The sequence below is a fragment of the Vibrio artabrorum genome, assembly GCF_024347295.1.
Classification (GTDB): Bacteria; Pseudomonadota; Gammaproteobacteria; order Enterobacterales; family Vibrionaceae; genus Vibrio; species Vibrio artabrorum.
In genome coordinates, this window is sequence record NZ_AP025458.1 from 2,258,110 (window position 1) to 2,270,739 (window position 12,630).

General features: G+C 44.3%; 13 protein-coding genes. 5 read left to right on the top strand and 8 right to left on the bottom strand.

Annotation, left to right across the window (positions count from 1 at the left end):
- Positions 1 to 15: 15 nt before the first annotated feature.
- The 5 genes from OCU36_RS10070 to rpsB all read right to left on the bottom strand — a co-directional run bounded on the left by OCU36_RS10070 (position 16) and on the right by rpsB (position 4,127).
- Entirely contained in the window at positions 16 to 768 is a 753-nt protein-coding gene (locus OCU36_RS10070; RefSeq protein ID WP_261837883.1) for an isoprenyl transferase, read from the bottom strand.
- A gap of 98 nt (positions 769 to 866) precedes the next feature.
- A complete protein-coding gene (gene frr, locus OCU36_RS10075; protein WP_261837884.1) occupies positions 867 to 1,424 on the bottom strand; it encodes a ribosome recycling factor in 558 nt (185 codons plus the stop codon).
- Between the two features lie 98 nt (positions 1,425 to 1,522).
- Positions 1,523 to 2,254 carry a UMP kinase gene (gene pyrH, locus OCU36_RS10080; protein WP_261837885.1) on the bottom strand — a complete coding sequence of 244 codons (732 nt, stop codon included), beginning with the start codon at positions 2,252 to 2,254 and terminating at the stop codon, positions 1,523 to 1,525.
- A 157-nt stretch (positions 2,255 to 2,411) separates the two neighbouring features.
- Positions 2,412 to 3,257, bottom strand: a complete 846-nt coding sequence (gene tsf / locus OCU36_RS10085) for a translation elongation factor Ts (RefSeq protein WP_261837886.1) — start codon at positions 3,255 to 3,257, stop codon at positions 2,412 to 2,414.
- Positions 3,258 to 3,395: 138 nt separating this feature from the next.
- Positions 3,396 to 4,127, bottom strand: coding sequence for a 30S ribosomal protein S2 (gene rpsB, locus OCU36_RS10090; protein WP_261837887.1), 732 nt, complete (start codon positions 4,125 to 4,127; stop codon positions 3,396 to 3,398).
- 459 nt (positions 4,128 to 4,586) lie between these two features.
- On the opposite strand from rpsB, the gene map reads away from it, so the two are divergent.
- From map to OCU36_RS10105, 3 genes are all read left to right on the top strand, one after another.
- Complete coding sequence (map, locus tag OCU36_RS10095; protein ID WP_261837888.1) at positions 4,587 to 5,465, top strand: type I methionyl aminopeptidase; 879 nt, start codon at positions 4,587 to 4,589, stop codon at positions 5,463 to 5,465.
- A 138-nt stretch (positions 5,466 to 5,603) separates the two neighbouring features.
- Complete coding sequence (gene glnD / locus OCU36_RS10100) at positions 5,604 to 8,225, top strand: bifunctional uridylyltransferase/uridylyl-removing protein GlnD (RefSeq protein ID WP_261837889.1); 2,622 nt, start codon at positions 5,604 to 5,606, stop codon at positions 8,223 to 8,225.
- Positions 8,226 to 8,389: 164 nt separating this feature from the next.
- Complete coding sequence (locus OCU36_RS10105) at positions 8,390 to 8,773, top strand: DUF3461 family protein (RefSeq protein ID WP_261837890.1); 384 nt, start codon at positions 8,390 to 8,392, stop codon at positions 8,771 to 8,773.
- Between the two features lie 130 nt (positions 8,774 to 8,903).
- Here the strand turns inward: OCU36_RS10105 and truC are convergent, their stop codons facing one another.
- Together truC and OCU36_RS10115 are read right to left on the bottom strand one after the other, a co-directional pair.
- Positions 8,904 to 9,668, bottom strand: a complete 765-nt coding sequence (truC, locus tag OCU36_RS10110) for a tRNA pseudouridine(65) synthase TruC (RefSeq protein WP_261837891.1) — start codon at positions 9,666 to 9,668, stop codon at positions 8,904 to 8,906.
- Positions 9,668 to 9,982, bottom strand: coding sequence for a YqcC family protein (locus tag OCU36_RS10115; RefSeq protein WP_261837892.1), 315 nt, complete (start codon positions 9,980 to 9,982; stop codon positions 9,668 to 9,670). Before OCU36_RS10115 ends, truC begins: the two co-directional genes overlap by 1 nt.
- A gap of 87 nt (positions 9,983 to 10,069) precedes the next feature.
- On the opposite strand from OCU36_RS10115, the gene OCU36_RS10120 reads away from it, so the two are divergent.
- Together OCU36_RS10120 and OCU36_RS10125 are read left to right on the top strand one after the other, a co-directional pair.
- Positions 10,070 to 11,110 (top strand): DUF3549 family protein, encoded by a 1,041-nt coding sequence (locus OCU36_RS10120; RefSeq protein WP_261837893.1) that lies wholly within the window; start codon positions 10,070 to 10,072, stop codon positions 11,108 to 11,110.
- Positions 11,111 to 11,192: 82 nt separating this feature from the next.
- Positions 11,193 to 11,501: a DUF3301 domain-containing protein gene (locus tag OCU36_RS10125; RefSeq protein ID WP_261837894.1), complete on the top strand. Its 309-nt coding sequence runs from the start codon at positions 11,193 to 11,195 to the stop codon at positions 11,499 to 11,501.
- On the opposite strand, the gene OCU36_RS10130 is transcribed toward OCU36_RS10125, so the two are convergent.
- Positions 11,467 to 11,985, bottom strand: coding sequence for a GNAT family N-acetyltransferase (locus OCU36_RS10130; RefSeq protein WP_261837895.1), 519 nt, complete (start codon positions 11,983 to 11,985; stop codon positions 11,467 to 11,469). The two genes, OCU36_RS10125 and OCU36_RS10130, sit on opposite strands and share 35 nt — an antisense overlap.
- Positions 11,986 to 12,630: the final 645 nt, after the last annotated feature.

The window sequence follows — 12,630 nt, forward strand, 5'->3', positions numbered from 1 at the left end:
AACAAAAAATCCTTATTAACTGCCCATCATGGCTTTAATTTGCTCACCGGTGCATCCAAAACGACGCTCACGATTTACAAACCAAGTCACAGCTTCTACTAAGCTGTCTTCATTAAAATCTGGCCAGAATTGTTCAGTAAAATACATTTCGGCATAAGCCAATTGCCACAGCATAAAATTACTAATGCGGCATTCACCACTCGTTCGGATCAACAGATTAACTTCAGGAATATCCGCCATTGTTAGGTGCTGTGTAATCATAGATTCATCAATGTCTTCTACATTAATATCACCAGACTTTACCTTTCGGGCAATGGAGGTCATTGCTTGTTGAATATCCCACTTGCCGCCGTAGTTGGCCGCAATATTAACAATCATACCAGTATTATTGCGAGTCAAAGCTTCCGCTTCTTCTATCTTCTTTTGTAATCGATCATTGAAACGACTTTTGTCACCAATAACACGAAACTGTAGATTGTTTTTATGAAGTTTTTTCACTTCACTAGATAGAACTGAAATGAACAATTCCATCAATATACCGACTTCTTCTTCAGGACGACGCCAGTTCTCACTACTGAACGCAAACAGCGTTACGGCTTGGATACCCAGTCTAGCAGCAGAAGCGATGGTTTTTCGAACGGCTTGAACACCGTTTTTATGGCCAAATACGCGAGGCTTGCCCTGAGCTTTTGCCCAGCGGCCATTACCATCCATAATGACAGCAATGTGTTTAGGAAGAGAGTCTGTGAACGCTTGAGAATTATGCATAAAAGAGTGAATCAAATTCTAATAGTCGAACAGAGTAGCATAAAAAAACGCTGCACCGTGAGTACAGCGTTTTTCCGGAAAGAAAAGAATATGGAAAATTAAACTTCCATCAACTCTTTTTCTTTAACAGCTAGAACTTCGTCTACGTTCTTAACCGCAGCGTCAGTTAGCTTTTGAATTTCGTCTTGTGCTTTACGATCTTCGTCTTCAGAGATTTCTTTATCTTTAAGAAGTGCTTTTAGATCGCCATTCGCGTCACGACGGATGTTACGGATAGCAACACGGCCACCTTCAGCTTCGCCACGAACAATTTTAACGAGATCTTTACGACGCTCTTCCGTTAGCGGTGGAAGTGGAACACGGATAACTGTACCCGCAGACATAGGGTTTAGACCTAGGTCAGATGTCAGGATTGCTTTTTCAACGAGTGGCGTCAGTGTTTTATCAAACACTGTAATCGCAAGTGTACGCGCATCTTCAGCGATAACGTTCGCTACTTGAGCCAAAGGTGTTGGCGCACCATAGTACTCAACAGTCAGGCCAGAAAGTAGGCTCGGGTGAGCACGACCTGTACGAATTTTTTGTAGGCTGTTTTTTAGTGCATCAACACTTTTTACCATGCGCTCTTGAGCGTCTTTTTTGATTTCGTTAATCACAATTTCACCTTGATTATGTTCTTTCTTCAAGAAAGCTTTTTATTTGGAGTGATAAGGATAAGCTTACCAAAGTATAACGCCTCAGTAAGCCCGAAAAATTAGTCAGCGTCGCTGATTAATGTACCTTCAGTTTCACCCATAACCACGCGACGTAGGGCGCCTGGTTTATTCATGTTAAATACACGGATTGGCATTTTGTGATCACGTGCTAACGTAAATGCAGCCAAGTCCATCACTTTCAATTCTTTATCAAGAATCGTGTTGTAAGACAACGTATCATACAGCTCTGCGTCTGGGTTTGCTACAGGGTCAGCAGTAAATACACCATCTACTTTTGTCGCTTTTAGAACGACATCAGCTTCAATTTCGATACCACGTAGACATGCAGCAGAATCCGTAGTAAAGAATGGGTTACCTGTCCCCGCCGAGAAGATCACAACGCGACCTTGGCGTAATTGGCTGATTGCATCTGCCCAGTTGTAGTCGTCACACACACCTTTCAGAGGGATGGCTGACATTACACGTGCGTTTACGTAAGCGCGGTGCAGAGCATCACGCATTGCAAGTCCGTTCATTACCGTTGCAAGCATCCCCATATGGTCACCAACAACGCGGTTCATACCTGCTTCAGCCAGGCCCGCACCACGGAAAAGGTTGCCGCCACCGATAACAACGCCTACTTGAACACCTAGTTCAACCAATTCTTTCACTTCTTGAGCCATACGATCAAGGATCGTCGGGTCAATACCAAAGCCCTCTTCGCCTTGTAGTGCTTCACCGCTAAGTTTTAACAGAATACGTTGATATGCCGGTTTAGGGTTCGTAGTCATGGAGTTTACCTTCCAAAGAGTTGATGATTAACAGTCATGGATAAAAACTGAGCCAGTCAGTTTGCATTCATTACCACTAAAATCGAAAAATAATTCATTATTCATAAAAAGACCGCAGCATTTGCCACGGTCTCTTTTCAAACAAATACGCTAAGGATTAACCTTTTTGTACCGCTGCAACTTCGTCAGCAAAGCTCATTTCAGCTGCTTTCTCGATGCCTTCACCAACTTCTAGACGTACGAAGTCAGATACTGAAGCGCCTTTCTCTTTAAGGATAGCGCCAACAGTTTGCTTAGGCTCCATGATGAAAGCTTGACCAGTTAGAGAGATTTCGCCTGTGAATTTCTTCATACGGCCAACAACCATTTTCTCTGCGATTTCAGCTGGTTTGCCTTCGTTCATAGCGATTTCAACTTGAACGGCTTTTTCTTTCTCTACTACGTCAGCAGGTACGTCTTCTGGGTTTAGGAACTCAGGACGTGATGCAGCAACGTGCATTGCAACGTGCTTAAGCGTTTCAGCTTCGCCTTCACCTGCAACAACAACACCGATTTTCTCGCCGTGACGGTAAGAAGCAAGTGCAACACCTTCAACGAATTGTACGCGACGGATGTTGATGTTTTCACCGATCTTAGTGATTAGTGCGATACGTGCTTCTTCAAACTTAGCTTGAAGTGCAGCGATGTCTAGACGTTCAGCTAGAGCCGCTTCAGCAACTTCGTTAGCGAACGCAAGGAAACCTGCATCTTTAGCTACGAAATCAGTTTGGCAGTTCACTTCAAGAAGAGCAGCAACGCCACCTTCTTCTTTAATGATGATTGTGCCTTCTGCAGCAACGTTACCAGCTTTTTTAGCTGCTTTCGCTGCACCAGATTTACGCATATTTTCAATTGCTAGCTCGATGTCGCCTTCAGCAGCAACAAGCGCTTTTTTACATTCCATCATGCCCGCTGCTGTGCGTTCACGAAGTTCTTTAACTAGAGCTGCAGTTACAGTTGCCATTCTCTATTCCTTAGTAAATTCTAAAAAAGATAAAAAACAGGGGCCTCATTAATTGGCCCCTGATATTGACTGTATTCAGTCCATTAAGCCATCTATTGTGACCGCTTAATATGAACTAAATATGGCTCAGAGCCGCTATTATTCAGCTTCTACAAAACCGTCTTTTTCAGCAGCTACAGCAGCAACATCTTTGTTACGACCTTCTTTAACCGCGTCTGCAGCAGCGTTTAGGTAAAGCTGTACTGCACGGATTGCATCATCGTTACCAGGGATAACGAAGTCAACACCGTCTGGGTTAGAGTTAGTATCAACAACAGCGTAAACTGGGATACCTAGGTTGTTTGCTTCTTTAACTGCGATATGTTCGTGATCAGCATCGATTACGAATAGAGCGTCTGGAAGGCCGCCCATGTTCTTGATACCACCAAGAGATTTCTCTAGCTTCTCCATTTCACGAGTACGCATTAGAGCTTCTTTCTTAGTAAGCTTGTCGAAAGTACCGTCTTGAGCTTGCGCTTCAAGTTCTTTCAGACGCTTGATAGACTGACGAACAGTTTTGTAGTTCGTTAGCATGCCGCCTAACCAGCGGTTGTTAACGTAGTACTGGTTGCTGTTGATAGCAGCTTCTTTAACAGCTTCAGATGCAGCGCGCTTAGTACCAACAAAAAGAACTTTACCTTTTTTCTCGCCAACTTTAGCAATTTCAGCTAGAGCTTCGTTGAACATTGGTACCGTTTTTTCTAGGTTGATGATATGTACTTTGCTACGAGCGCCAAAGATGAATGGCTTCATTTTTGGGTTCCAGTAACGAGTTTGGTGACCGAAGTGAACACCAGCTTTAAGCATATCGCGCATTGATACAGTTGCCATTTTAAAATCCTCTATGGGGTTAGGCCTCCACATCCCCCATGAATCCGACCCCTAACAACTAACCACTTTTCAGCCGTTATTCGTGTTGTTGAGGCACCCCGGAACATGTGTCGGAATGTGTGTGATTTAAAGATATAAGTTAGTAGACATGAAGCTTGTTTCGCAAAATCAGAGAAAACAGTCCTGATGTCCGGCGCGCTTTATACCATATTTAGTCTATCTATGGCTAGAAAAAAATCGAAAAATGGCAACGGCTATCCTGTTCCCTAGCGACCAATTTCCTCTATAAAATAGTGCCCTACTCAAACTACGTTTGGATTATAGAACCGAATATTATCGCCCCAGACAGAGCAGTATCCACCTATATTATAGGGGTATGGGAATGTTGCGCTAAAATGCTGCACTGATAGAATAGCCCCAATATGCACACTTAGGTGCTACCCAATTAAGAGATATGCAATGGCTGTAAAAATTAAAACTGCTGAAGAAATTGAAAAAATGCGCGTCGCTGGCAAGCTGGCCTCTGACATTCTGGAGATGATTGAACCTCACATCCAAGCCGGCACAACGACAGAAGAGCTTAACGAAATCTGTCATCAGTACGCGCTAGAAAGAGGCGCATACTCAGCACCACTTGATTACCACGGTTTTCCTAAGTCAATCTGTACGTCTATCAATCATATTGTGTGTCACGGCATTCCAGCGTCACAAGACGAGGTGGGCAGCACGGGGCAATTCAAGCCTGCGGTATTAAAAGATGGCGACATTCTGAATGTTGATATCACGGTCATCGTTCCTGATGACGAAAACGCCGACCTCAGTGTACGTCCACAAGGTTATCATGGTGATACGTCTAAGATGTTCCTGGTTGGTGAAGTGTCACCGGCAAACAAGCGTCTGTGTATGGTTGCTCAAGAAGCGCTTTACGAAGGCATGCGCCAAGTAAAACCCGGTGTTCAACTCGGTCAAATCGGTACCGCGATTGAGAAGTACATCAAAACAAACAATAAGAATAACCCACGTGCTAAGTTCTCGATTGTAAAAGATTACTGTGGTCACGGCATTGGGTCTGAATTCCACGAAGAGCCCCAAGTCGTTCACTACAAAAACAACGACCGCACAGTGCTAAGAGCTGGAATGTGTTTCACTATCGAACCAATGATCAACGCGGGTAAGTTTGGTTGCCGTCTCGATGATGAAGATAGCTGGACAGTGTACACAGCAGACAGCAAAAACTCAGCGCAGTGGGAACACACCTTGGTTGTGACCGATACGGGTTGTGAAGTGCTAACGCTGCGCAGCGATGATACCATTCCGCGTATCATGAAGAACGCTTAGTCCAACAAGCTAAATAGATCAGACTTTTAAAAATATCCTCGCATTGTCGAGGATATTTTTTATCTACCCCATTTCGATTTTCCATCAGCTTCTGTTAAATTGTTTACTCTTCTCATTTGCTTGCACGGATAGCAAACTATGCCTTATCAATGCCCTCTTACGTTCAATGACGAACAAATTGAAATCTGCGAATTGAAAAATAAGCTTGAAGTCTTTACGCAATATCAGAAAGATGAATTTCTAAATCATCACCCAGTGACTGATTTGGTGTTGATGCGCTCTGATTACATGGACTTGCTTCTCAATCGATTATGGGAATATTTTGAATTCAATCACTTGCCTCATATCGCTCTTGTTGCGGTTGGTGGCTATGGCCGAGGCGAGCTCCACCCTCTTTCCGACATTGATATTTTGATCGTCTCGCAAAAAACATTACCCCCCGCACTGGGTGAAAAGATCAGTCAATTCATTACCTTGCTTTGGGATTTAAAACTCGAGGTTGGCCATGCGGTACGTACTATTGCTGAGTGTATTGAGATTGGCAGTGATGATTTAACCGTTGCAACCAATCTGCAAGAGTCGCGCTTACTGTGTGGCAGTGAAGACACCTTCCAAGAATTAAAACTCAAGGTTCATTCCGATTCATTTTGGCCAAGTGAGGCTTTTTACCAAGCTAAGATTCAAGAGCAGAGAACGCGTCATGCTCGCTACCACGACACCACGTATAACCTAGAGCCGGACATCAAATCGACGCCCGGAGGCTTAAGAGATATCCATACATTGAGTTGGGTAGCACGCCGCCACTTCGGTGCGACCTCTTTGTTAGAGATGAGCAAATACGGTTTTCTCACCGATGCAGAGTATCGTGAATTAGTTGAGTGCCAAGATTTCCTATGGCGTGTTCGTTTTGCACTGCACATTGAATTACGCCGCTACGACAACCGACTCACCTTTGCCCATCAAGCTCAAGTGGCAGAACACCTTGGCTATACGGGGGAAGGCAATCTTGGCGTCGAAATGATGATGAAGGAGTTCTACCGAACCCTTCGTCGTGTTGCTGAACTTAACAAGATGCTGCTTAAGCTGTTCGACCAAGCGATCATTAACGGTGGTCAGACCCAAGAGGCTGAGATTCTCGACAACGACTTCCAACGTCGAGGTTCATTGATTGAAGCGCGTAAGCCAGCCCTATTCCAAGCAAGACCAGAAACTATTCTCGATATGTTCATCCACATCGCGAATGACTCTTCTATTGAAGGGGTCAGCCCACCCACATTACGACAACTGCGAACAGCGCGTCGTCGATTGAACCGATTCCTGCATACAATCCCTGAAGCTCGCGATAAGTTCATGGCATTAGTTCGCCACCCAAATGCCCTGCATAAAGCTTTTAGCTTAATGCATAAGCTGGGCGTGCTTTCCGCTTACTTACCCCAGTGGAGCCAGATCGTTGGTCAGATGCAGTTTGACCTATTCCATGTTTACACCGTTGATGAGCACAGTATTCGCCTACTCAAGCACATCAACCGATTTGGTCAAATCGAAAACCACGACAAGCACCCTATTTGCTGTGAAGTGTATCCACGCGTGCAAAAGAAAGAGATCTTGATTCTCGCGGCTATCTTCCACGACATCGGCAAAGGCCGCGGTGGAGACCACTCAGAGATCGGTGCTGTTGAAGCTTACTCTTTCTGTATCGAGCACGGGCTATCAAAACCAGAAGCCAAGCAAGTATCTTGGTTAGTACAAAACCACTTGTTAATGTCGGTCACCGCTCAACGCCGTGATATCCACGATCCTGATGTCATTGCCGAATTCGCGAAAAAAGTTCGCGATGAAGAGTCGTTAGAATTATTAGTGTGTCTGACTGTCGCCGACATTTGTGCAACTAACCCCGATCTTTGGAATAGCTGGAAACGCACTTTGTTAGCTGAGTTATTTCACTCAACACAAAGAGCACTGCGTCGCGGTCTAGAAAACCCGGTTGATGTCAGAGATCGTATTCGTCATAACCAACAAATGGCCTCAGCACTGCTGCGTAAAGAGGGCTTCACAGCTCGTCAAATTGAGGTACTTTGGCAGCGCTTCAAAGCCGACTACTTCTTACGTCATACGCATAAGCAAATCGCTTGGCATTGTGAGCATTTGCTTCGCTTAGAAGATCCAAGCCAACCCCTAGTATTAATCAGCAAAAAAGCCACTCGTGGTGGTACCGAGGTGTTTGTTTACTGTAAAGATCAAGCGGCACTGTTTGCGACCGTGGTTGCCGAGCTCGACAGACGTAACTTTAATGTTCACGACGCGCAGGTCATGATCAGCAAAGATGGCCATGTTTTGGATACATTTATTGTGCTGGACCAGCATGGCGAAGCGATTGACGAAGCAAGACACAAAGCCATCGCCAAACACTTGTTGCACGTTCTTACTGATGGTCGTCCAACCAAAATAAAAACACGTCGCACCCCTCGAAATTTACAGCACTTCAAGGTGAAAACTCTGGTTGAATTTCTCCCGACAAAGAGTAAAAAGCATACCTTGATGGAGTTGAGAGCACTCGACACTCCGGGGTTATTGGCTGAAGTCGGTGCGACCTTTGCTGAATTGGACATTAATTTGCATGGCGCGAAGATCACCACGATAGGCGAACGAGCAGAAGATTTGTTCATACTGACCAGTGAAGCCGGAGGAAGACTTTCTGAAGAGCAGGAGCAAGCGCTGAGAGAAAGATTGACGGAACATGTTTCGGAACTGGCCCCCTAATCAGAGAATCCAATCATGAACTAAGAGTGGGTAAAGATAGAGAGCGATCTTGCCCACAACTTACCATCAATTCCTAGATCTCATCTATCTAGCTCATCATTAGGCTGCTACATTGATTAAGTCAATGACATAAAAGTATTACATTCATCAACTAGAGGTCGCTTATGTATCCAAACCTCACTGGCTTAGGTATTCACGAACCTAAACAGATTGAACGTTACTCCCTTCGCCAAGAAGCCCACAAAGATATTTTGAAGATTTACTTTCGAAAGCAGAAAGGCGAACTGTTCGCGAAAAGTGTTAAGTTTAAGTACCCACGACAAGTAAAAAGTGTGCTGGTTAGTGGTGGCAATAATCAATACAAAGAAGTGACTGAGATTAACCGCAACCTCACGCTTGTGATTGATGAACTGAACAAAATCACTAAACCGACCCCAATGACCGAAGTGGATGTAAAGCAGAAGATCCTGACTGACTTACGCCACCTAGAGAAAGTCGTCTCTAGCAAGATCGCTGAGATCGAAGCCGACCTTGCAAAGCTGAAATGATCCTGCAATGAACGGCTGACTAGCCAACATGAGTTATGTCGCTAAGATCACACAAACATCAAAAAGGGCTGATATCACGATCAGCCCTTTGTTTTTATTCTAATTTTTCAATTCCCTTCGGTGTCATTGCTTAAGCGGTTGGGATTAACTTAGACAAACATGTTTGAGCATCGATTAGGTTGGTATCCCACTCAAAGGTTTCAAACAACCTTAGCCAAGTTTCATCCAGGTTGGCTTTCATCACCAACTCTTCTTTTGTGTAAGGATGAATAAAGCGAAGCTCAGAAGCGTGCAACAACAAACGGTGCGAATCTAAATCATCACGGAACAGTCGGTTGTGCTTACCATCACCATGTGAAGTATCACCCACAATCGGGTGCCTTAGATGCGCCATGTGACGACGCAACTGATGTTTGCGGCCTGTCTTTGGCATCATCTCAACCAAGCAGTAACGACTGGTCGGAAACCGTCCTGTTGAGTATGGCACTTCTACTTTTGCTAGCGGTTCATAGACTGTCACCGCCTCTTGCGCTTCTTTGTCTTCTTTCGCGAACTTATCTGCGATCTTATCCAGCTCAACCTTAAGTGCATAATCGAGCGTATCACCCTCTTCGATCCAACCACGAACAATCGCATGATAGGTTTTTTGCATCTCATGATTAGCGAACATTGGCATCACCTGTGAAGCAACCTCACTCGACAACGCAAACACCAGCACACCCGATGTCGGTCTGTCTAAACGGTGCAAAGGAAAGACATGCTGACCCATTTGATCACGCAGTGTCTGCATCACAAATTGAGTCTCATGCTTGTCCAACCATGAACGATGCACTAGCATGCCCGCGGGCTTATTCACCGCGACAAAATACTCATCTTGATAAATGATCTCTAACATTATGCGCATACCTCATCAATGCTCTGAATCGTGACAAGCAGTTCAGCCTTATCTACCTCGTTTTTCCACACTTCACTAAAGTATGGATGAATCGCAAAACCCTTAGGTAGCGGTACTTTCGCATCCATCATTGCGTTGATCTTTACGATAAAGATCCACTGCAACCACTCTTCTGGCTGTAGAGAATCAATAGCAAAAGGTTCAACGCTCGCCAAAGCTTCATCAGAAGGTGGAAGCGTGCTCCACATCGAACATTGGCGCATTTGTTGTTCTAATTGTTGAAGTAAAAGAGGTAACTTTGTGTCGGCTGTCATTTTTCACCAAGTTATTTATCGAGTGACCTTGAAATTGGGGCATAGAGTACCATCTATTTAGGAAAGAAAGTTAGGAGCTTTATTACTATGGAAACCATTCACACGCTCACTCAGTTGCTAAAGAATAGCGGTTGCCAATACGATATCTATGACCTCGGTCGTCGCATCCAGAAGATCGATAACACCTTATTCTCTGACGTTGAGCAAGGGAAACAGCCATACCCATTTCCACTACAGAAACAAGCTCATTTAGCGATTAGCTACTGGAATGAACATAAACAGCCTTGGATTTGGTTTCTAAAATTCAAACTGGACGAAAGAGGCTTATTGCACCAAGGCGATGTGGGCAATTTTCTCAAGTTTGTTATCGAAGCGATGGGCACCCGTTTGAACGGCGAGATCAGCGAAGCTCAACAACAAAAGCTGTCTAACAACCCATATACTTTTAAACCTTCCGAAGACAAGATGGCCGTATTCCATAGCCAAGTCAGAGCAGCGTTAGACCTTACGACGAGCCAGTACTACGAACACGCTCAACACTACTTCACCGGTGAACTGGGATGGGATAACTGGAAAACCGTTGGCCTTCAGGGCATCACAGATATGTGTGCTCGTTTAGGCAGCCAACAAAACGGTGTCACAATTCGCAAAGCATTGAATAAACTGCCTTCAGAACCTCTATACGCGACACTCGGGGCGCTTGAGCATACGCAAATCAATAACAAGCTCGCTCAACGCTTACAAGAAATGGCTGAAAATGAGATGACCAGTCAAGATCCGGATCTGTTCTTGCTGTCTGCATTGGTTCGCGCCCTTTCTGGTGCTGAGCAAAGCATAACCAACGCTGTAATTAACCAACTTTTGACTAGTCCACGCTTAAGTCATCAAGAGGTATTGATTGGGTTAGCCGGTCGTAGCTGGCACGCATTACAAGATCCGGCAATTGCTGAGCAATTCTTGTTGCGCCTCGCACAAACGGGCAACCAAAACCTGTTCAATCAGTTATTTGCAGATTTAGTGATGATTCCAACACTCAGAATGGTATTTTTACCCTTGTTGAACTCAAACCCATCACCAGAGCTTACAAACGCACTTGTAGAGTTACAAAACGCGGCTAAATCTCAATAGTTGTGACTGACAACGAGCTCAAAGCTCGATAGCGCATCAAAATAGGCAAGGCTCAGCATTGGAATAGAGATTAAAGGGATATATGGTAGATAATTTATTGGCTATTTTGTTTCTATGCCTGTTTTGCTTTCTGTTTTGGCAACAGCGTAGGCAATCAGAGCTTGCGAAGGCTGCCATTGCCAGAAAATGTAAAGAGCTCGACTTACAATTGTTGAGTGTCGCTTTCAGTGGCCATAAACTTAAGATGCGCTATGAACTGACTACAATTTGGCGTTGGCACACCGTTTATCAATTCGAATTTTCTGCGTTAGGTGACGACTGCTACAAAGGCAAACTGACCATGGTGGGGTTCCGCTCTATGCGGTTTGAGCTGCAGCCTCATAGAATATAGCGTCGCAATACCTGGTGTAACGATATTCATAATAAGGACCAAACTGATCTTGTTTGGTCTCCTTAAATGCAAAGCCTATTTTTTCCAATAATTTAATGGATGGGTTATGGCCGACATTCACCGTTGCAATCACATTCGTTAGACGTTCTTCAAAACAAACGAAACTAAAAAACGGTTTTAACACTTCACTAGCAAAACCTTGATTCCAGTATTTTTTATCCAAAATAAAGCCAAGTTCATGTCTCCCTTTTTCAGATGAAACAAAGACATGTCCAAGGTATTCACGGGTTTGGTTATGAATGTTCGCCCGACAAAAGCCAACGTTATCCTGCAGAATTTGTTGAAAAATGCGCTTCGCTGAAGCAACAGAATACGGTCCGTTCATTTCAGCCCGATTAATCGGGCAGCAATTCAACTTAATAAAGTCGTGTTGTAGCTGTTCAGTATAAGGTACTAACAGCGTTCTTGAGGTTGCTATCGTCATAAAACACTCCTTGTATTGACCATTAGCAGAAAAGCAGAGGCTGCATCCTTAGATAGACGCACCATCATCCAAAGCCCCTAGATAAAAAGCTTCAGGTAAAGAAAAGCCCCAACACCGAAGTGTCAGGGCTAGGGTCTTACTCGCAGCAGTCCGGCTACTCATTAATGCTCCATGCATCATCCATAATAGTGGCTGTAATCCTTCAGCTCTTTCCTTTACTTCGCCATCCTAGCGGTGTCCAAATCATCCTGAAAGCTAACCATCCAAGTTAGCGCACATCACTTGTTCCGTGAGCGGTGTCCTTTACATCATCCTGATGCTAATCCAACCCTTTAATCCTAAAGGTGTCCATTGTCATTCCGTTGCAGCTAACGTCCTGTTAACTGACTGCATCCCTACAATGTCCTTACGCTCCATGCTTGATCACTCATCCTAAGTAACCAAATCTTCATCCTGAAGATAACCAAATCCTTGGTGCTTTCCTGTTCCGTGTCAGAATCCTTCCGACAAGATTCAATTTACGTGATTTAGAATTTCGGGCAATAGATGGGTATCTCATTTTCACCCCGCCTGAATTGTTAACTATATAAAACAATTAAAAATCAAAAAGTTATCAAGAACACATCCATTTCCCTAAAGAACAAT

Excerpts from the sequence above, each read along its gene's own strand:
- OCU36_RS10070 (WP_261837883.1), bottom strand. The coding sequence starts at position 768 with ATGCATAATTCTCAAGCGTTCACAGACTCTCTTCCTAAACACATTGCT.
- pyrH (WP_261837885.1), bottom strand. The coding sequence starts at position 2,254 with ATGACTACGAACCCTAAACCGGCATATCAACGTATTCTGTTAAAACTT.
- tsf (WP_261837886.1), bottom strand. The coding sequence starts at position 3,257 with ATGGCAACTGTAACTGCAGCTCTAGTTAAAGAACTTCGTGAACGCACA.
- rpsB (WP_261837887.1), bottom strand. The coding sequence starts at position 4,127 with ATGGCAACTGTATCAATGCGCGATATGCTTAAAGCTGGTGTTCACTTC.
- map (WP_261837888.1), top strand. The coding sequence starts at position 4,587 with ATGGCTGTAAAAATTAAAACTGCTGAAGAAATTGAAAAAATGCGCGTC.
- glnD (WP_261837889.1), top strand. The coding sequence starts at position 5,604 with ATGCCTTATCAATGCCCTCTTACGTTCAATGACGAACAAATTGAAATC.
- OCU36_RS10105 (WP_261837890.1), top strand. The coding sequence starts at position 8,390 with ATGTATCCAAACCTCACTGGCTTAGGTATTCACGAACCTAAACAGATT.
- truC (WP_261837891.1), bottom strand. The coding sequence starts at position 9,668 with ATGTTAGAGATCATTTATCAAGATGAGTATTTTGTCGCGGTGAATAAG.
- OCU36_RS10115 (WP_261837892.1), bottom strand. The coding sequence starts at position 9,982 with ATGACAGCCGACACAAAGTTACCTCTTTTACTTCAACAATTAGAACAA.
- OCU36_RS10120 (WP_261837893.1), top strand. The coding sequence starts at position 10,070 with ATGGAAACCATTCACACGCTCACTCAGTTGCTAAAGAATAGCGGTTGC.
- OCU36_RS10125 (WP_261837894.1), top strand. The coding sequence starts at position 11,193 with ATGGTAGATAATTTATTGGCTATTTTGTTTCTATGCCTGTTTTGCTTT.
- OCU36_RS10130 (WP_261837895.1), bottom strand. The coding sequence starts at position 11,985 with ATGACGATAGCAACCTCAAGAACGCTGTTAGTACCTTATACTGAACAG.